This window comes from Aggregatilinea sp. (assembly GCF_036822615.1).
Classification (GTDB): Bacteria; Chloroflexota; Anaerolineae; order Aggregatilineales; family Aggregatilineaceae; genus Aggregatilinea.
The window spans coordinates 1-19,378 of record NZ_DAISHJ010000094.1; the positions used below are offsets into that span (position 1 = coordinate 1).

Below are 19,378 nucleotides of genomic sequence, written 5' to 3' on the forward strand. Positions count from 1 at the left end.
CGGCGCTGCTGGTCGCGGCGGCGGTGATCGGCACAGGCGCCATCGGCGGGCTGAACGCGGTGCGCTTCGCGCAGGACTCGGCGGCGCATCCCGGCGAGGACGTGCCCACCCTGCCACTGGCCGAAGCGAGCGACCTGGGCGACCGTCTGCGCGACGCCTGGAAGCCCGGCGTGGCCGTGTACGGCGACGTCGATCCGTGGACGCCCGGCACGCTGATCGGGGAGCCGGTGCGCATGGAGCGCCTCATGCAGCACGATCGTGCCATGCTGATTCCCCCCGCGGGCGGGCTGTACCTCGGCTTCCGCGCGGACGGCGACGTTCCGCCCATCGTCCCCATTGTCGGGGAGCGGGTAGGCGATCCGCTCGTGCTGCGCGACGGCGTGCGGATCGATCTGTGGCGCGCCGTGCCGGAGGACGTCACGCCCGATCATCCGGCAGATGCGTCCTCTGACATCGGCGCGCGGCTGGTTGGCTGGTCGCTGGATGGCGATCTCGCGCCCGGCGCGCACGTTACGCTGGCGCTGGTTTGGCACATCGACACGGTCGAGCCGGATCGCGGCGTGTGGGCGTTTGGCCCCTACGCGCACGTCACCGACGCGACCGGCGCGCAGGTGGTCAATACCGGCGGCGCGGTGATCCCCGGCGTGATGTGGAAGCTAAAAGATCTCATGCTGCACCGCTTTGCGTTCGATGTCCCGGCGGATGCGCAAGGTCCGCTGGCGCTGGACGTGGGCCTGTACGACAGCGTGCGCGGCGTCAACGCGATCTTCGAGACGCCCGGCCCGGATGGCAGCGCGCAGTTCGGCGCGGACGTGCATTTAATTGTCGATAACGGTTAGCAGAAACGCGGGCACAAGACGTAGGGCGTATAGACGCTCTTTGACGTGTAGATTCCGAAATAAGAAAAGACCGGGCGGGTTAGAAACCCGCCCCTACAAAACCCGTTGAAACCGCCTGTCTCCCCTCTCCAACCCAGATTGGAGAGGGGCCGGGGGTGAGGTCGCGGTTGCTTTTCCCTTTTAGGCTAATCGCCAACAGCTAACCGCTAACGGCTAATGGCTATCCGCGACTTTGGTCGTGTTGACAAGGATCGCCCGCTTCAGGATAATCGCACGCATGACGAAACGACACGCGCTTCTCGCTCTGGTTCTGCTCGCAGTCGTGCTCAGCGGCGCGGGCTGTAATTTTTCACGCAGCGACAAAGTGATCGTGGTGACCGCCACGCCCAACCAGCTGCTCGTCCCGCCTACCGGCGAGCCAACCGTGCCCTACGTCACGCCCACGCCGCACGTCGTGCCCACGCCGACCACCCCGCCGCAGGAAGCCGTCGAAGACGCGAAGATCGCGCTCCGCAACGGCGACTACGAAACCGCCGTCACGATGTACGAGGGCGTCCTGGCCGACGACACCGCCGAGTCCTCGCTGCGCAGTTCCGCCGCCTACGGCCTGGGCGAAGCTGCCCTGCGCGAAGGGCTGTACCAGCGCGCGACGCTGGCCCTGACCAAGTTCATCCGCGAGTTTCCCGACGATCCGCGCATCGCGCATGCCTATTTCCTGCGCGGCGACGCCTACCAGGGCGTCAGCGAGTGGCAGTTCTCGATCGATGACTTCAACAAGTACCTTGAGCTGCGGCCCGGCGTGATCGACAGCTACGCCTACGAGCGCATCGGGGATGCGTACCTCGCCCTGAGCCAGCCCGATCAGGCCCTGGGTGCCTATGCGAAGGCCGCCGAAGCGACGCGCGCCCTCGCCCCGCTCATGGCGCTGCGCGAGCGCGTCGCCGCCAGCTACCTCAACGCGGGGCAGCCCGCCCTCGCCATCCAGCAGTACGACTCGATCCTGGCCGAAGCGAACAACGCGCCCTACCGTGCCAGCATCGAGCTTCAGGCGGCGCAGGTCGAGCTGTCGAACGGCGACATCGGCGGGGCGCACCAGCGCTTGCAGCGTATCGTGCGCGATTATCCCGACACCTATTCGGCCTACAGCGCGCTGCAAACTCTGCTCGACGCGGGGCTGGCGATCGATTCGCTCCAGCAAGGCAAGATCTATTTCGCCAACGAGGACTATCAGGCCGCGATCCAGGCCTTCAACAACTACACCAGCGAAAGCGGCATCGCCCCGGCGGACGTGCTGCTGATGCTCGGCCAGTCGTACCGCGCGGTGGGCAATCCGCAGGCCGCGCTGACCACGTTCCAGACCGTGATCGACTATTATCCCGACGATTCCGCGTTCGGAGACGCGTGGCTCGAACAGGGCCGCACGCTGTTCCAGAGCGGCGATACCGCCGGAGCGATTCAGAAATACAGCGCGCTGGCGACGCAGTATCCCAACGTGGCGCAGGGCGCGGAAGCGCTGTGGCGCGCGGGCTATCTCTACAGCCAGCAGGGCAATGTGGCGAGCGCGCTGGCGACCTTCGACATCCTGGGCCAGATGTTCCCCGGCACGGAATGGGCGCAGGAAGGGCTGATCATGGGCGCGACCCTGGCGACCGGCCAGGGCGATACGGCCAGCGCCAGCCAGATGTACAGCCAGCTTGCCGCCACCGCTATCGGCGAAAATCAGGCGATGGGCTATTTGTGGGTCGGGCGGCTGTACCAGCAGGATGGCAAAGACGACCTTGCGCGGCAGGCGTTCCAGGCCGCGGCAGCAGCGGACCCCGGCGGCTACTACAGTCTGCGCGCCGAAGATCTGCTCGCCGGGCGCGAACCGTTCGCGCCGCCCGCCAGCTATACGCTTACCTTCGATGAAGGCGCAGAACTCGCCGCTGCCGAAGACTGGCTCCGCACTACGTTCAACATCACGCAAGAAGGCACGCTGTATACGCTCAGCGACACCCTGCGCGCCGATCCGCGCATGATTCGCGGGCAGGAACTGCTGGCCGTCACCGCCTATTCGGACGCCGAAGAAGAACTCAGCGCGCTGCGCGAAGCCTACAACGACGATCCGCTGGCGCTGTACCAGCTGGCGATTTTCTTCCGCGACGAGAACCTGTACCGCCTCTCGATCGAGGCCGCCGCGCGCCTGATCACGCTGGCCGACGTGGACACGCTCAGCGTCCCGCCCGCGATCGGTCGGCTGCGCTACCCGGCCTACTACAGCGACCTCGTGCTGCCCAATACGCAGGAATATGAACTCGATCCGCTGCTGGTCTTTTCACTGATCCGGCAGGAAAGTCTGTTCGAGGGCTTCGCCACGTCCTACGCCGCCGCCCAGGGCCTGATGCAGATCATCCCCGACACGGGCGAATGGATCGCAACCCAACTGGAATGGCCCAACTACCAGAACAGCGACGTCTACCGCCCGTACATCAACGTGCACTTCGGCACGTACTACCTGTCCTACGTCCTCGATCTGGTCGATAACCAGCCCTACGCGGCGCTGGCCGGGTATAACGGCGGGCCGGGCAACGCGATGAACTGGCTGAGCATCTCCGGCCCGGACCTGGACCTGTTCGTCCAGACCATCGAGTTCGACGAAACACAGGCCTACGTGCGCCGCATCTACGAAAATTACGGCATGTACCGCACCCTCTACGGCACGACCGCCGCGACCACTCCCAGCGGATAAAAACGCCCGGCGCGGGCGACCATCACACCGCCCGCACCGCCCTTCCAATTCCTCGCCAGAATATCCATCCGCGCGTATACTTCCGCTCAACGCACCGCGCGAGTCGCCGCCTCCTGGCGCACGCCCCCACCGTGCACGCCAGCGTCACTGCTCCTCATCTCCTCGGCGCGCCGGAATCACCCAGCACGCATACAGTTTTCACCCTAAAAAGGCCCGTTCATAAGCGGATTTGGGCCGCTTTTGTGTCGTTTATGTAAGGAGATCAGGAGTATGAAGCACAAAACAGTTTGGGCCGTGCTCTGTATCGCGGTGGTGGGCGCGCTGGTTCTGGCATCACTGCCAGTCGGCAGCGTCACCGCGCAGCAAAACGCGACCCCAACGCCCGGCAGCGGCTGGAGCATTCCCACGGCCACACCCCCCGGCGACACGTCCGCCCCGGCGGCAGGGTCAGCAGTCAGCGACAGCGTTCTCGAAACCCTCGTGCTGGGGCCGGAAGATGTCCCAACGCAGTTTACCGCCGGATACCAGACGGGCAAGCTCAGCGACGCCACCAAGCAGCTGCGCGAAAACTACCCGACCAAGGTGGATGACATTCAGGACGTGGTGAACGACTACGGCTGGAACACGGCGATCGTGTCGTATGCCAGCCTGTGCGATCCGACCATTCCCTTCGCGTTTATTTACAGCGAAGTCTCAGCGCTCGCCGGACCCGCATCCCCTGCCGACTTCATCACCGATCCGCGCGTGATTGGCATCTATGTGAATACGGATGCGCGCCTCACGTCGGTGAGCGATGTGGACGCGATCGAAATTACCTGGACCCCGCCTTCGGCCTCGTGCTTTGACGCCGAAACTGCCACAAGCCTGATGTTCGTTAAAGACGGCTTCCTGGTTCGGATTGTGCTCCAAATGGACCAACGAACCGACAACACACTGGTCAGCAACGTGCTGAATCAGTTGATAGGCACCATTCTCAACCGTATCGCTGCGCTGTCCGGGCCGCAAGAAGCGCCCGCCGTCCTCGCGCCGACCGAAGCGGTTGCGCAGCTTCCAACCGTCCCCGCACAGCCAACGGCACCTGCACAACCCGCGGCAGCCCCGCTGGAAGGCGGACTGCTGGCGGCAGCCTCCGCCACACCCCTCGCAGCAGGCACCGATCCGGCTTTCCGGCAGATCGAAGCAGCCGCGCCCACCCTCGACGAACTGGGACTGCCCCAGCCCCTGTACCGGATCGACGCGACGCGCACCGGCATCGTGACCGTAGACGAACTGCTTGAGGTAGCCAGTGAGGCTTCCGGGTACAGCAACACGGACGAGTTCTTTAATCCCAGTCCGGACGCGATGGCGGGCATCGTCTACCAGACCGAACGCGATACCTATGGACTCGCGGGTAAGGTGACGACGACCTGGAACGTCGGCCAAAATTGTTCTCGCATCACGGAGATCTACGAAGTCAGCAGCGTTGTCGAAATCTACGACAGCGCCGCGGGCGCGTCGAGCGCGCTCGCCAGCAGCAGTCTCTGGATGCTGATGCAGAGTTCCGGAATATACGACGCCTACCAGATCGGCAGTGGTGTCGTCACGGCAACCCGCGCGGGCGTGTACCAGTGTGATTTCTGGTCTGACGTCACGTCGTATACGCAGGTGATCAACACGGGCCGCTTCAACCTCATCGCCACGGTCACCGCTGGCACGAACGTGAGCGCCGCCGACATGCAGGGCGTCGCCAACACGCTCAACCAGTTCGTCCTGCAAAAGCTGAACGCGGCAGGCATCCAGTAGCCGCCGGATCGATACACCGCGCGCAGCCGGGGCACGCTGCGGCTGCGCGCCTACCCTCTCGACTGGCTTCTTCTTTGTGCTTATACTCTGATCAGGCGTCTTAGCCAGACGCGGTTCTCGCATCCCTGGCCCAACCATCACCGTCGACAAACGAGCCGTAGCCTCACCCGCACCCGATCGATAGATGCCGTTCTGGCGGCACAGGTGTTTTGTCTTTGCGACAAAGTGAACCGCCCTACTTGCACAAGGAGTTAGACGAATGCGCACGAAAACATTTTGGGCTGTACTGAGCGTAGGATTACTGGCCGGGCTGCTGGCACTGACCGCCCTCCCGGTGGGGATTGCAGATGCGCGCCAACAGGCCAGCCCCACACCGGGCGGTCTGGGCGGGCTTACCATCGCCACCGCGACGCCTGCCAGTGCCGCCCCCACCGACACCCCTGCCCAGACTGGACCGGGCGGGCTTCCGGTGCTGGGGGACGCGGACCTCGAAGCGCTGAACCTGGCTCCCGAGGACGTCCCGGCGCAGTTCGCCGCCAACCGCGAAGTTTCGACCTACAACCTGCCGGACCTGATCGAGCAGATTCGCCCGGCATCCGCCGATCTTGCGGACACTATGCAGGCGATCTCGGACGAATACGGCTGGCTGGTCTCCATCGGTGTGGCCTACACCGCCTGCGACGCGAGCCTGCCCGTCTCGAAGCTGTACAGCGAAGTCGGACAGCTTGCGGGCGTCGATCTGGCACGCGCCTTCATCGACGATCCGCGCCTGCCCCTGGTCTACCAGACGGTCGGCTACACAACCGAGCAGTCCGATCTGGCCGGGGTGCACGGCTGGCTGACCAGCATGCCCGCCACCGCGACCTGCTTCGATTCGGAGACGGAATACAACCTGAATTTTGATTATCAGGGCCTCCTGATCAGCGCCTCGGTCACGGTGAACGCCGCGACCGACCAGGCCCTGGTGGAAAATCTGCTCGGCCAGCTTGCGCCGATCCTCGTCGCCAAGGTAGACGCGCTCAACCCGGCGGGCTTCGAACCGACGCCCACGGGTGGAGTCGTCGCCGCGCCGACCGAAGCCGCGCTGCCCACCACCCCGGCCCAGCCAACGCCGAAACCCACCTCCAGCGGATTCACCTTCGGCGCAACGGCCACGCCCGCCACGTATCCCAGCGGGGATGATACGCTCCAGCAAATCGACGCCATCATGCCCACCATTGACGAGCTGGCGCTGCCGCAGCCGCCGTTCGTGCTCGACACCGAGCTGACCGGCATCTTTACGGCGGAGGATCTGGTCACGGATCTTCAGAGCCTCGGCATGACCGAGCTGGCGACGGCGGTCCAGCAGGCCAGCGCCGCGAACAACCTGCTGGGCGAAGTGACGTACGTGTGGGATACGGGCGACGCCTGCCCCGATACCGCCGGGCTGTCCGTCGAAAGCGACGTGGCCGTGTACGATACGCAAGCGCACGCCCAGGCGTATCTGGCCGACGAGGGCATCCGGCAGGCGTGGCTGAACACGGGTATCTTCCAGATGTATGACATCACCAACGGCGTGGTGACCGCGCAGGGGACCTTCACGAACCAGTGCGGCACGATGGCCGTCTACGGACAGGTGATCAATTCGGGGCGGTTCAACTTCACGGCGCTGGTGATCGCCTACTCGACCGCCAGCGAAGCGGATATGCAGGGCGTGGTCGATACGCTGAATCAGTTCGTGCTGCAAAAACTGACCACGGCGGGCATCGAGTAGCCCCGCTGATTCTTCCCGCGTCCATATAAACGACCGTAGGGGCAGTCATACACAAACTGCCCCTACGCGCATTCTGTACCTTGATTCTTGCTGGCGTCCGCTACGGCACGGCGGGTGCGCCATCCAGCTCCGCCGCGAGCGCCTCGGCGCTGATCACAGGCGCGTTGCACACGAAATTCTCGCACACGTAGGCGGCGGGCTGTCCGTCGCGCAGGGTGCGCATCCGCAGCAGCGCCGGAACCGCCGCCGATCCCGCGTCGCGCGAGGACAGCGCCACCAGCGCGCGCGGGCGGTACTTGCCGCGTATGGTCCGCAGCATGGCGCTCATCGCCGGGTCCGCGGGATCGCCAATCAGCGCGATTTCAACCGGGCGGCGCAGCCACAGGTCCAGCCCGATCAACATCTGCCCGAACGCGGACGGATATTCACTCAGCGACCCGCCGAGCGAACGGTATACCGCCAGCGCCGCGTCCTCGTAGCGCGTCTCGCCCGTATATCCGGTCAGCCGCAGCAGGTTATACGCCAGCAGTCCGCTGCCGGAGGGGATCACGTTGTCCTGCACGCTGCGCGGGCGCACGATCAGGTCTTCGTGGTTGTCGCTGGTGTCGTAAAAGCCGCCGTCGTCCGCGCGGAAATTGTCCATCACCACGTCCGCAAGCCGCTGTGCCTCGGCAAACCAGCGCATGTCGAACGTCGCCTGATACAGCTCCAGCAGTCCTTCGATCACCTGCGCGTAGTCTTCCAGGTAGGCGTTCAACCGGCTGAGGCCGTCGCGGTGCGTGCGCCGAAGCCGCCCGTCCGGCCCGACCATCTCGCCCAGCAAGAAGTTCGCGTTGGCGTGCGCGACCTCGCGGTACTCGTCGCGGTCCAGCACGCGCCCCGCCTCCGCGAACGCCGCCAGCATCATGCCGTTCCACGCCGTCAGGATCTTGTCGTCGCGGCCCGGCGCGGTGCGCTCCTTGCGTAGCGTGTACAGCACCGTCTTCGCGGCGGAGACGTCGTCGCGCATCTGCTCGACCGAAAGGCCGTGCCGCACCGCGACACGTTCCAGCATATCCGCCACGTGCAGGATATTTTTGCCCTCGAAATTCCCGTCCGGCGTCACGCCCCAGTACGCAAACAGCGCGTCGATGTTCTCCACCACGCCGCCGAGCGCGGTGCGCAGCTCGTCCGCGCCCCACACGTAATACTTGCCTTCCACGCCGTCCGAATCGGCATCCTGCGAGCTGTAAAAGCCGCCGCCCGGCGCGGTCATCTCGCGCAGCACCCAGTCGAGCGTGTCCTCGACCACGTCGCGCAGAAACGCCTCGCCGGAGATCTGCCACGCGTGCAGGTAGACGCGCGCCAGCAGCGCATTGTCGTACAGCATCTTCTCGAAGTGCGGCACCAGCCAGATCTCGTCCACGCTGTAGCGGTGGAAGCCGCCGCCAAGCTGGTCATACAGCCCGCCCTGCGCCATCTTGCGCAGCGTCAGCAGCACGATTTGCAGCGCCTGATCGTCGCCGGTCGCGTGGTGATGGCGCAGCAGGTATTCGAGATTCACGGGGTTCGGGAACTTAGGCTTGCCGCGCGTCAGGCCGCCGTTCACGGGGTCCGCGCGCTGGATCTGGTTGAGCGCCGCGTCCTCCAGAAGCTGCTCGGAGAGGAAATCCGGCTCCATCGCAGCGCCTTCCAACATGCTGCGGCTGAGATCGGCAGCCATCGTGCGCCCCGTCTCCTCGACCTGCCGCCGCTTGTTGCGGAACGCGTCCAGCACGGCGCCCATCACCTGCCGGAAGCTCGGCATGCCATAGCGCGGCTCCGGCGGGTAATACGTCCCGGCGTGGAACGGGTGCCCGTCCGGCGTCAGGAACACGGTCATCGGCCAGCCGCCCTGCCCCCGGTTGAAGATCAACGTGGCCTGCATGTAAATATCGTCGATGTCGGGCCGCTCTTCGCGGTCCACCTTGATGTTGATGAAATTCTGGTTCATGAACGCGGCGATTTCGGGATTCTCAAAGCTCTCGTGCGCCATGACGTGACACCAGTGGCACGCCGAATAGCCGATGCTGAGCAGAATCGGCCTGTCCAGGTCGTGCGCGGCCTGGAGCGCTTCCTCTCCCCACGCGTACCACTCCACCGGGTTTTCCGCGTGCTGCAAGAGGTATGGGCTGGTTTCGTGCTGCAAGCGGTTTGCCATAGGTGTGCCTTTCCAGGTGAAGAGAACGTCAAAAGAACGCTATATGTAATTATAGAAAATCCAGGTAGAGAGTCACAGGTGCGGGGATCGAACAAACGCGCCGGGCGGTTTCCCATCCCAGCGCGAGACCATGAAGCCAATATGAGCCAGTATGAATGGCGGCTAGACCAGCTTGGCGTCCAGCGTAATCTCGGGCACGGCGGCCAGCGCCTGCGACACGGGGCACGCGGACTTCGTCGCGTTCGCCGTATCCTGGAACGTCAGGTTGTCGATGTCGGGCACGTGCGCCTCGGTCACCAACTCGATCTTGGTGATCCTGAAGCCGGTCTCCACCTTGTCGATGTGAACCTTGGCCGAGGTCGAGATGCGCTCCGGCGGGAAGCCTGCGCGTGCCAACGCGCCCGCCAGCGCCATCGAAAAGCACCCCGCGTGCGCCGCGCCGATCAGTTCTTCGGGGTTGGTGCCGGGAACCTCTTCGAAACGCGTGCCGAAGCTGTAACCGCCTTCGAACGCGCCGCTGCCGAGCTTCATCGACCCTTTACCACCGGTCAGATCGCCTTGCCAGACTGCACTTGCATTACGGACGGGCATAGTTTTCCTCCTTGCTGCGTCGTCCCCTCACGATGTCTGCGGCCCGATCAGAGCGCAGACGGTTCAATGTGGATTGTAGCAGCAAGGCTCTCCGATCGGCGCACACAACGGATCAGGGCAAAACAAAACGCCGGGGGTGAAGGTTCGCCCGGCGTCTTGTCGAAAAACACACCTACTGTCTATTCCTGGAACGGTAGTCCGTTCCCCCACTCCGATGAAGCGCTTTCGCGGCTCCCAGCCCGAGTGGATAAGTCCCACAATCACCACTGTCTCCGCTAGAGACTTGTCCCCCACTACTTACAGCGCAGTGTGTTTTTCATCCCCCCAGACACGGTCACGCAGCTTACCCTCAGGCCCCACGCCTGTCCCCGAATTGCGCAACCACTTGTTTGGAGATGCACATCGTTTGCATCTGACATCATTCTAGGCGGTGCGCATTTCTGCCCAGATCAAAATCTTATAAAAAAGAATAAAAAACGTACGGACGGCTCTCTGTTTTCCGGCCTCGTAAGGGCGACAGTTGCACCCTTAACTTAATTTTTCGTCGTAAACGTAAACGGGCATGTCCATGCGGATCCAGTTGTCCCACAGCCACTTGGCATCACTGACGGTCAGGTTGACGCAGCCGTGCGACCAGTAGTAACCGAAGTTGTTGTGCCAGTAGACGCCGTGCAGCGCCTCGCGCCAGTTAAAGTACATGTGATAGGGGACCTGATCGAGCGAATAAAAATTGTCGCTGCCCGCCGCGCCTTCCATCGGCCCGACTTCCCACAGCAGGTCGATCTTCCAGGTTCCCACGTCGGTGCGCCATTTCTCCTCGTCCATGTCGCCCGTGGAGACCAGCGCCGCCATGTACGGCCAGTCGCCTTCGTACGCGATCAGGTTCTGCTCGTACGTGCTCACGCTGATCCAGTGCCCCGCGAACACGGTCGGCGGCGTGGGATGTACGATGCTCAGGTTCTTCTGGTTGGTCCACTGATCCGGCCCGACCAGATGCCAGTCCCACTCGCCCACGGTGACCGTCGCGTAGATGTTGACCAGATCGAAGCGATCCAGCGAGCCGGATAGCGTGCAGTTGCGTGACGCGCCCGGCGTCAGCGACGTGCAGTGATCGTAGATCGCCCAGGCGAACGGCATAGGGATGCTGTTGACGATCACCCCGGTCAGCGTGGAGGGCTGCGCGTAGATCGCGTGTTCCAGCGACGCCCAGCGCCCGGGCCGGATCTCCGCCCAATCGCCGCGCGTCTGGATCACGTTGACATAGGCGCTGCGCCCCGCCGTGAGCACTTCGATTTCGTCGCCATCGGGCGCATCGTACAGGGGAACCTCGTCCGCGTCGAAGTAAATAAAGTCCTCGTCCGCGATCACGCCCAGATCGAACGGGATCTGCGTCACGTCGGGATAGGGCTGGGCCGCCATCGCCGCGTCGCATTCCGGCGTGCTGAGCACGTCGATCGTGATCCCGGCGCAGGCAGGGTGGCCGCTGTTCAGCCGCGACCGGTCGGCAGGCACGATGGGCCGGAACGCAGTGATCGCCGGACCCTCGCTGCTGGCTGTAGGCTGCGGCAGCGTGCCGGAAGCGGAATCGCTCAAAGCAGCGCCGGACGCATCCGCCGCCGTCTGAGCGGCGTGCACCGGCAGGGGCGCGAACAGGCTGGTCACAATAAAAAGGGGCACGATCAAACGATACAACGTCATGTGTCCTCGTCCCGGTATGTCACAGGGTATTCCTTATGATAGCGCAGTTTGCGGACCCCACGGCGCAGCGTCAGACAATCGTACTGTGAACGGTCCCCAGGTGCGGATCAGGAAGCTGTTCTCTCATTTCGTGTTTCGCATGTGGGCAGGCGCTGTTAAAATGAGGGAAAGTTGCGGCGACATGGAAAGCGAGCGAGGATGCACGTCTTACCTACAGCCAATGCGTCACTCCAGGTCGAACACCCCACACCCGATGTTCATTTTGACTTTGGCAATCCGCGTCTCTACGCTGCCGTAGATGGGCAGGCGAACATCACGCGCTTCCAGCTTCCCGAAGGCATCCCCATCCTGGCCGGATGGAAAGTCGAAGCGCGGCTCGATGGCGCGGAAATTGAGTGGGAGCACGCAGAAGCCGCAGGCCGCTCGTGGACGCTGTCCGGCACGGCGGTGGGCGCGCGGATCACCGTGCGCACGGCCTGCGACGGCGACTCGCCCGCGCTCTATCAGGTCTGGACGGTGACCAACCCCGACAGCACGCGCCGCGTGTTTACGCTCGGCATACAGGCGACGTTCGACCTGCGCACGCCGGTCGTGCACGTTGGGCCGTCCGCGCCTGCCGCGCGCATGTACCGCTTCCTGCGCGAGCATCCGCTGCCGCGCGTCCTGTTCGGCACGCGCCGCTGGAGCTTGCTGAACTTCGTGGGCGAATATCAGAAACGCATCCACGCGAGTTCTACCAAAGCGCTGGAGATCACCGCCGTGAACGATGGCTTCGTCGCGCGCGGCGACCTGACGGCGACGCTGCGCGCGGGCGCGGTCCCGGCGCAGTGGCAGCCCGGCGCGACGGACATCAGCGCGCAGTATCGCGGCCTCGTCCCCGCGAACGGCACGTATACGCTGCCGTTCGTGATCGCGGCGGGCGACAGCGCCAACCCAACCGGCTACCGTGACGCCTTCGAGGACGCGGACGCCTACGCGGATTGGCTCGCCGGGTGCTTCGAGCACGAAGATCTGCTGCTGCGCAGCATGTACGCCGCGTGCGTCAACGTGGCCGTGTCGTCCTACAAGGAGCTGCCGAGCGGGTTCGCCGGGCTGTGGGCCGGACCCGGCTACAACTACCCGCCGCGAACCTACTTCCGCGACAGCTACTGGACCGCCCTGCCGCTGCTGCCTTACCGCCCGCGATGGGTGCGCAGCAGCCTGCTGACCCTGGCGGCAGGCGTGCACGGTGACGGTCGCTGCCCCAGCGGTCTCATCGACCTGACCATTCTGCCCTTCAGCGACCAGGAGCAGGAGGGGGCTGCCGATTGGCTCTCCGATCACCAGGATTCGCCCGCCTATTTCGTGCTGCTGCTGCACGATTACCTCGCCTGGACCGGCGACCGGGGCATTCTGGACGAGCACGTCCCGGACGGGCGCACGCTGTGGTCCTGCGCGCACGACTGCCTGAACCGTCTGATCGCCACCCCGGCCAAGGATCGCGCCCCGAACGACTGGGCCGACAACGTCTTGCGCAGCGAGTGGGTGACGTACGATCTCGCGCTGCTGCACGGCGCGCTGCTGGCTGCTTCGGCCATCGCGCGCAGCGTGGACGATCCCGACACCGCCGCGACCTACAACCACGACGCCCAGCACATCGGCGAGCTGCTGCAAATCCACCTGTGGGATGCCGAGCGCGGTTATTTTGCGGACTACCGTCGCACCGGGGATTACGGCGGATCGCCCTTCCTCGAAGATCACCTGCCGCTGGACAGCCTGATGGCGCTGCGCTTCGGCGCGGCCAATCCCGATCAGGCCAGCCGCGTGCTGCTGGCCGTGCGCGACCGTCTCGAAACGCGCAACAACATCGAGCAGCATTACGGCGACTGGGGCGTGATGGCCTGCTGGCCCCCCTACCATCTGCGTGCCGACCTGTTCGGCAAGTCGGCAGACCCGCTGCGCTACCACAACGGCGCGGTGTGGCCCTACCTGAACGCGATTTACGCGCAGTTACTGCTCGAACGCGACGATCCGGGTTGGCGCTACCCGCTCAGCCGGTGGTGGGAAGTCCAGCTCGAAAAGGGATGGCTGACCCCGGTCGAGTTTTTTGCACCGCCCTTCCCGCCCGGCGCGTTTTTACAGGGCTGGAGCGGCATGGCCGCCAGCGCGATGCTGGTCGGCGGCGCGGGGGTCACGCCCACGCTCGGCGGGACATTTGAGCCACGCATGCCGCCGTGGGGCCCCACCACGTTCCGCAATCTGAACATTCACGGCGTCGAGCGCACGATCACGGTGGACATGGAAGCGGAGGAAAGCAGCGACGACGACACCAGCGCGCCGGAGCCTGAAGACGACCCCGGCGCGATCGAATCATAAGCGGCGCGGATCAGCGTTTACTGCCAGTGCAGATCGAAGGCTGTCACCTCGCCGCCCTGGCTGCGGCGCGGCGTTGAATCGTCATAGGCGACCGTGAAATAGGTCTGCGGCGGCAGATGGTGGCGCAACATGCCGTACAGCAGGCCGTACACCAGATCGTCGGGATAGGGCACGCACGCCAACACGCGCAGGTGGCCCGGCCCCAGTTCTTCGTAACCGTACTCGCCCACGCTGCCGCCCCGGTGGTTCAGCCGGTGCACCTCGTTGAAGTGTTCCAACGCCTGCGCCGGGTCCAGGTCATCGTAATGATCTGGAAGCCGCATGTAATCCGCCGCGGCAATGCCGATCCCCACGAAGTCGAACATGGCGCTCGGATCGTTGACCGCGATGTCGTGCAGAGCGTCCAGCGCGGCCTGCACCGGATACCACCCATCAGGGTTGATATCGGCCAGACCGTGATACTCCAGGTACGGCATGATACTTTCGGAAGTCAGGCTGTAAAAGAACGACAGCAGCGCAGCGCCACTTACCTCGCTGCGTGGATCAAAAGCGGCGAACGAATCCATGTCTTGTTTGCCCCCATAAAAAGAGAAAAATCATTTCGTTTCAACTCTATCTTAAGCCTCCATCCATCAAAAACCCCTTAAAAATGACCCGACTTTCGTAAAGCTGCGCGAAACACGTTACCAAAGCACAATATCAGAGCGACTGCCACAGAATGAACGACGGATCCGCGCACGCCCATCTCACCAATCCGAACTACACCCCGCCTCGCGCCCGCGCCCCGGCCATCCGCACGACGTGTGCTTGTGCGGGGCTTACCGTCCGCGCTACAATCACGCCATAGTGGACGATCCTTGCACCCGCGCATAACACGCAGACAGGACGGACCCTTGTGACGGCAGCCTCCCTCCCCATGACTGGCAAGACCTGCATGGTTACCGGCGCAACCGGCGGCCTCGGCTACCAGACGGCGCTGGCGCTGGCCCGCCAGGGCGCAGAGGTGATCGTCGTGGGGCGGAACGCCGCCAAAGGCCGCGCCGCGCTCGATAAGATCCGCGCAGCGACCGGCAGCGACGCGATCACCTTCATGCAGGCGGATCTCGCGTCTCAGACGAACATCCGCGCGCTGGTCGATCAGTTCCACGCCGCGCACGACCGGCTCGACGTGCTGGTGAACAATGTGGGCGCGCGCTTCAAGGAGCGTCGCACCAGCCCGGACGGTATCGAGATGACGTTCGCGCTCAACCACCTCGCGCCCTTCCTGCTGACGCATCTGCTGCTGGATACGCTCAAAGCCAGCGCCCCCGCGCGCATCGTGAACGTGGCCTCCGGCGCGCACTACGACGCCGCACCCAATTTTGACGATCTGCAAAACGCGCGCGCTTACGATCCCGGCAAGGCATACCGCGAGTCGAAGCTGGCGAACGTGTGGTTCACCTATGCACTGGCGCGGCGGCTGGCAGGCACGGGCGTCACCGTCACCGCTGCCGATCCCGGCAACGTGTGGACCAGCTTCTTCACGTCGGCGCGGCTCAACCCGCTCAAGCTGATCTACCTGCGGCTGCGCGCGTCCAGGCCGGAAGACGGCGCGAAGACGATCGTTTACCTCGCGTCCTCACCCGACGCGGCAGGACTCACCGGCCAGTATTTTTACGACAGCCAGCCTGCGCGCTCGTCGGCGCTCTCCTACGACGAAGCCGCTGCGGAACGGTTGTGGACTGCCAGCGAGTCGCTGCTTGGGCTGGGCGCGCCGGGCGCGGAGGCGCGCGGTCCAGAGTGAGTGCGTATAATACGAATAGACCGTGATCGTCACGGATAGATGTTTATTGGCCCCGTGCGCGGCGGGCCGGAACCGGCTCCGCGCGTGGGATGAATGGCAGTCGCCTGCGGTCGCAGGCGCACAGCCAGCAGAAATAATGGGTCTTTAAAGGCTTATAAGGAGGTACTACGTTGAAAGAGTACGGGATCTACATCAACGGCAAGTGGGTTCCTTCGGAAAGCGGCCAGGTATTCGAGACCGTCAGCCCCATCGACGGTAAGGTGCTGGCAACCTTCCCTAAAGGTACTGCCGGGGATGTTCACCGCGCCATCGATGCTGCCGAAGCCGCCTTTCCCATGTGGAAACGTACCCCTGCCCCCAAGCGCGGCGAGATCCTCCTGCGGGCGGCGCAGCTCATGCGCCAGTACAAGCAGGAGCTGGGCGAGTTGGTCACCAGCGAAATGGGCAAGGTCATTGCCGAAGGTAAGGGCGACGTTCAGGAAGCCATCGACTTCATGGAGTACATCTCCGGCGAAGGCCGCCGTATGCTGGGCGAAACAACGCCCTCCGAACTGCCCAACAAGTTCTGCATGACCCTCCGCCAGCCGATCGGCGTCGTGGGCTGCATCACGCCTTGGAACTTCCCCATGGCGATCCCGACCTGGAAGATCGGCGCAGCGCTGATCTCCGGTAACACCATCGTCTTCAAGCCGTCGAGCCTGACGCCGCTGTGCGTCGCGCGCCTGATCGAAATCCTCGAAGAAGCCGGACTGCCCCCGGGCGTCATCAACTACGTGACGGGCGGCGGCGGCTCCGTGGGCATGGAGATCGTGAAGAATCCGCGCGTGAAGGCGATCTCGTTCACGGGCGGCGTGCCGACCGGGCGTGAAATTTACGCAGCGGCGGCGCAGCACCTCAAGCCGGTCGAGCTGGAGCTGGGCGGCAAGAACCCGCAGATCGTCATGGAAGATGCCAACTTCGATCTGGCGATCGAAGGCGTGCTGTTCGGCGCGTTCGGCACAGCAGGCCAGCGCTGCACAGCGACCAGCCGCCTGATCATCCACGAACCGGTCTACGACGAGGTGTTGGGCCGCTTGATCGAGCGCACGCGCAATTTCAAGATCGGTAACCCGCTCGATCCACGGATCGACGTGGGCCCGGTGGCCGACCAGGGCCAGCGCGACTCGATCATGGAATACATCGAGATCGGCAGGGGCGAGGCCAATCTGGCGCTGGGCGGCGAGCAGTGCACCGGCGGCGAGTACGACAAGGGTTACTACATCCAGCCGACCATCTTCGAAACCGAGCACGGCTCGCGCATCAGCAAGGAAGAGATCTTTGGCCCGGTCCTCAGCGTGATCAAGGCCAAGGACTTCGAAGACGCGGTCCGCATCGCCAACGACATTGAATATGGCCTGTCGTCGTCGATCTATACCCGCGACGTCAATCTGGCGTTCCGCGCGGTGGATATGCTGGAAACGGGCATCACCTACATCAACGCCCCGACCATCGGCGCGGAAGTGCACCTGCCCTTCGGCGGCACGAAGAACACCGGCAATGGCGGGCGCGAAGCGGGCACCAGCGCGATCGATGAGTTCACCGAGATCAAGACGGTCTTCGTGGACTACAGCAACCGTCTGCAAAAAGCGCAGATCGTGGACGAGTTGTAGAACGCAAGCACGCCCTTCGCTTGCGTCAAACCGCCCTCGAATGAGGGCGGTTTTTTGTTTCCACAGGACAGCATTAGGAGCGCAAGAATCAAAAAACCCGCCTGAGTAGGCGGGTTTTTGTAGGCTGGGGGACCTGGATTTGAACCAGGACTGACGAATCCAGAGTCCGCTGTTCTGCCGATTAAACTATCCCCCATCGACGAGTTGCATTGTAGCACCCGACGGGGCGCTTGACAAGGGTGTTTTGTGGAAATTAACCCAATTTTCCGCCGTTCGCGGCGCGGCTACAGCGCGTCGTGCGGCCCTGCCCCGGCACGTGCGCGGTCGCGAACCGTGTCCGGCGTGCCGCCCGGCTGGTCGGGATTCAGGGCCGGGCGTTCCAGCCGCTCGCCCATGATCAGTTCCTCACCATCCGGCGCGATATCTTCCACGCGGTAGTCCTGGCTGCGGCGCGAGTAATACCACAGCGCCAGCAGCAGCGCGCCCAGAGCAACCATCACCAACAGTCCAACTGCGAGTTCCATACCAGTACCTCCTCATCTCTCAATTTCATCTTACCGGAGGTGCGCCACGCGGAAATGAACCGGCCAGCGCATCTTCGGATAGGCACTTTGGGCCGTCGAGCATCGGGCAGCCGTAGGTTGGCTTCAACAAAGCCGTTTCCCTATATTCTGGAAGATACCAACCCAGCTTTAAGGAGAGTACAGGAATGAAGCGTGTGTTGAGCGTATTGGTACTGGTTGCCCTGGCTATTGCCCCGGCTGCGGTATTCGCGCAAACCGAAGAACCCGAAACGATGACTTTTACCTCCGCTGACGGGCTGCTGACCTTGCAGGCTCCGGCAGAGTGGGATTCGGAAGAACTTCCGGCGGAAACCGGGCTGCCGGGCGTCCAGTTGGCAAGCTCACCGGAAACGCTGGACCGGCTGATCAATGGCGGCGCGTTGGAGAGCGGCGAGCAGGGCGTGGTGGTCATGCTGATCCCCACCGATCTGATGGAACTGATAGGCATTCCGGTGGCGCAGGACGGCACGGCGTCGGATCTCGCCAGCGCGTTCGCCTATTCGTTCACGGGCGTTGAGCCGGGCGCTGCGGAAGCCACCGCCGAGCCGGGCATGATGGCGACCGAAGATCCCTTCGCCAGCAACACCAACGTGAGCGCGGTCCAGACCGAAGAACTCAGCAGCGGCGTTGAGGCTGCCTCGGTGACTTACGCTGATTCGCTGAGCGAAGGCTCAATCGTGGCCTACGAGTTGAAGGACGGCCTCGCGGTTGTGATCATCAGCATTGTCGTGCCGGATGAATATACCGACGCGTTCCACCAGCAGATCATCGATCTGGCGAGCACCATTCAATATGCCGGCGAACCGGAAGATCTCGTGGCTGCATTGATGGGCAGCATGGGCGTCGAGCCAACCAGCCCTGACATGAGCACCGCCGAACCGGATGCGATGATGCCCGCAGCGACGGAAGCCGTTGCCGGATAAGCACGCTTTAGCGTGGCACAAAATCAAGGAGCGCGACCTGAAAAGCCGCGCTCCTTATGATTCTCAGCAAGCCTCAGCCCAGTATCCCTCTACCGCACCGTGATCGTGCTCAGCAGCACGCTGTCGCCCAGCGCCTCGCCGTCCGCGTCCGTCACCATCAGCCGCCCCCCGTCGGGGCAGTCGCCGGAGGGACACGACCACAGCCCGGTCCGCAGTTGGTACTCACCCGGCGCGAGCGCATCCGGCAGTTGCAGCACGTACTCATCGCGGACGAAGCCGCCGGTCGGCCAGTCGATCAGATCGCCGGGATTTTGCTTATCGACCTGCGCGAGCGGCGGCCCGCCCGTCGAAAAATGCAGGAAGCTGTTCAGATCGCTGCCGATGTACTCGCTGGCATACCAGTAGATCGTTACGTCCAACCGCCCGCCAGGGGTCGCCGCGCCGTCGATGTCATATCCGATCAGCGTAATCGTATCGCCCAGGCGCGCATCAACCGTATGCTGCGCCAGCTTTGCCTCACCGGGCGCGGAATGCA

Annotated in this window: 14 protein-coding genes and 1 tRNA gene; 8 read left to right on the top strand and 7 right to left on the bottom strand. The window is 63.9% G+C overall.

Annotation, left to right across the window (positions count from 1 at the left end; genetic code table 11):
* The 4 genes from V7116_RS19480 to V7116_RS19495 form a co-directional block, all read left to right on the top strand.
* A partial coding sequence (locus V7116_RS19480) for a hypothetical protein (protein WP_324393637.1) occupies positions 1–839 on the top strand: 839 nt, incomplete at its 5' end.
* Between the two features lie 277 nt (positions 840–1,116).
* A complete protein-coding gene (locus tag V7116_RS19485) occupies positions 1,117–3,567 on the top strand; it encodes a tetratricopeptide repeat protein (protein ID WP_324393638.1) in 2,451 nt (816 codons plus the stop codon).
* 270 nt (positions 3,568–3,837) lie between these two features.
* Positions 3,838–5,349, top strand: a complete 1,512-nt coding sequence (locus V7116_RS19490) for a hypothetical protein (RefSeq protein ID WP_324393639.1) — start codon at positions 3,838–3,840, stop codon at positions 5,347–5,349.
* 259 nt (positions 5,350–5,608) lie between these two features.
* Entirely contained in the window at positions 5,609–7,102 is a 1,494-nt protein-coding gene (locus V7116_RS19495; protein WP_324393640.1) for a hypothetical protein, read from the top strand.
* A gap of 100 nt (positions 7,103–7,202) precedes the next feature.
* Here V7116_RS19495 and V7116_RS19500 read toward each other — a convergent pair whose 3' ends face one another.
* From V7116_RS19500 to V7116_RS19510, 3 genes are all read right to left on the bottom strand, one after another.
* Entirely contained in the window at positions 7,203–9,281 is a 2,079-nt protein-coding gene (locus V7116_RS19500) for a thioredoxin domain-containing protein (protein WP_324393641.1), read from the bottom strand.
* Between the two features lie 162 nt (positions 9,282–9,443).
* Complete coding sequence (locus V7116_RS19505; protein ID WP_324393642.1) at positions 9,444–9,872, bottom strand: OsmC family peroxiredoxin; 429 nt, start codon at positions 9,870–9,872, stop codon at positions 9,444–9,446.
* A gap of 528 nt (positions 9,873–10,400) precedes the next feature.
* The gene (locus tag V7116_RS19510; RefSeq protein WP_324393643.1) at positions 10,401–11,570 is read right to left on the bottom strand and encodes a L,D-transpeptidase; all 1,170 of its coding nucleotides are present in this window, start codon (positions 11,568–11,570) and stop codon (positions 10,401–10,403) included.
* 198 nt (positions 11,571–11,768) lie between these two features.
* On the opposite strand from V7116_RS19510, the gene V7116_RS19515 reads away from it, so the two are divergent.
* Complete coding sequence (locus V7116_RS19515) at positions 11,769–13,925, top strand: MGH1-like glycoside hydrolase domain-containing protein (protein ID WP_324393644.1); 2,157 nt, start codon at positions 11,769–11,771, stop codon at positions 13,923–13,925.
* 17 nt (positions 13,926–13,942) lie between these two features.
* On the opposite strand, the gene V7116_RS19520 is transcribed toward V7116_RS19515, so the two are convergent.
* Positions 13,943–14,491, bottom strand: a complete 549-nt coding sequence (locus tag V7116_RS19520) for a hypothetical protein (RefSeq protein WP_324393645.1) — start codon at positions 14,489–14,491, stop codon at positions 13,943–13,945.
* A gap of 350 nt (positions 14,492–14,841) precedes the next feature.
* On the opposite strand from V7116_RS19520, the gene V7116_RS19525 reads away from it, so the two are divergent.
* Positions 14,842–15,708, top strand: a complete 867-nt coding sequence (locus V7116_RS19525) for an SDR family oxidoreductase (protein ID WP_324393646.1) — start codon at positions 14,842–14,844, stop codon at positions 15,706–15,708.
* 170 nt (positions 15,709–15,878) lie between these two features.
* Entirely contained in the window at positions 15,879–17,357 is a 1,479-nt protein-coding gene (locus V7116_RS19530) for an aldehyde dehydrogenase family protein (RefSeq protein ID WP_324393647.1), read from the top strand.
* A 124-nt stretch (positions 17,358–17,481) separates the two neighbouring features.
* On the opposite strand, the gene V7116_RS19535 is transcribed toward V7116_RS19530, so the two are convergent.
* Together V7116_RS19535 and V7116_RS19540 are read right to left on the bottom strand one after the other, a co-directional pair.
* A tRNA-Gln gene (locus tag V7116_RS19535) sits at positions 17,482–17,553 on the bottom strand.
* Positions 17,554–17,641: 88 nt separating this feature from the next.
* On the bottom strand, positions 17,642–17,881 hold the full coding sequence (locus V7116_RS19540) for a hypothetical protein (protein WP_324393648.1): 240 nt from the start codon (positions 17,879–17,881) through the stop codon (positions 17,642–17,644).
* Between the two features lie 185 nt (positions 17,882–18,066).
* Between V7116_RS19540 and V7116_RS19545 the strand changes: the two genes are divergently transcribed.
* Positions 18,067–18,843 (top strand): hypothetical protein, encoded by a 777-nt coding sequence (locus V7116_RS19545; protein WP_324393649.1) that lies wholly within the window; start codon positions 18,067–18,069, stop codon positions 18,841–18,843.
* Between the two features lie 89 nt (positions 18,844–18,932).
* On the opposite strand, the gene V7116_RS19550 is transcribed toward V7116_RS19545, so the two are convergent.
* The coding region (locus V7116_RS19550; protein WP_324393650.1) for a hypothetical protein at positions 18,933–19,378 on the bottom strand (446 nt) is incomplete at its 5' end.

Bases quoted from the DNA above. Each gene is read 5' to 3' on its own strand.
- V7116_RS19485 (WP_324393638.1), top strand. From the start codon at position 1,117: ATGACGAAACGACACGCGCTTCTCGCTCTGGTTCTGCTCGCAGTCGTG.
- V7116_RS19490 (WP_324393639.1), top strand. From the start codon at position 3,838: ATGAAGCACAAAACAGTTTGGGCCGTGCTCTGTATCGCGGTGGTGGGC.
- V7116_RS19495 (WP_324393640.1), top strand. From the start codon at position 5,609: ATGCGCACGAAAACATTTTGGGCTGTACTGAGCGTAGGATTACTGGCC.
- V7116_RS19500 (WP_324393641.1), bottom strand. From the start codon at position 9,281: ATGGCAAACCGCTTGCAGCACGAAACCAGCCCATACCTCTTGCAGCAC.
- V7116_RS19505 (WP_324393642.1), bottom strand. From the start codon at position 9,872: ATGCCCGTCCGTAATGCAAGTGCAGTCTGGCAAGGCGATCTGACCGGT.
- V7116_RS19510 (WP_324393643.1), bottom strand. From the start codon at position 11,570: ATGACGTTGTATCGTTTGATCGTGCCCCTTTTTATTGTGACCAGCCTG.
- V7116_RS19515 (WP_324393644.1), top strand. From the start codon at position 11,769: ATGCACGTCTTACCTACAGCCAATGCGTCACTCCAGGTCGAACACCCC.
- V7116_RS19520 (WP_324393645.1), bottom strand. From the start codon at position 14,491: ATGGATTCGTTCGCCGCTTTTGATCCACGCAGCGAGGTAAGTGGCGCT.
- V7116_RS19525 (WP_324393646.1), top strand. From the start codon at position 14,842: ATGACTGGCAAGACCTGCATGGTTACCGGCGCAACCGGCGGCCTCGGC.
- V7116_RS19540 (WP_324393648.1), bottom strand. From the start codon at position 17,881: ATGGAACTCGCAGTTGGACTGTTGGTGATGGTTGCTCTGGGCGCGCTG.
- V7116_RS19545 (WP_324393649.1), top strand. From the start codon at position 18,067: ATGAAGCGTGTGTTGAGCGTATTGGTACTGGTTGCCCTGGCTATTGCC.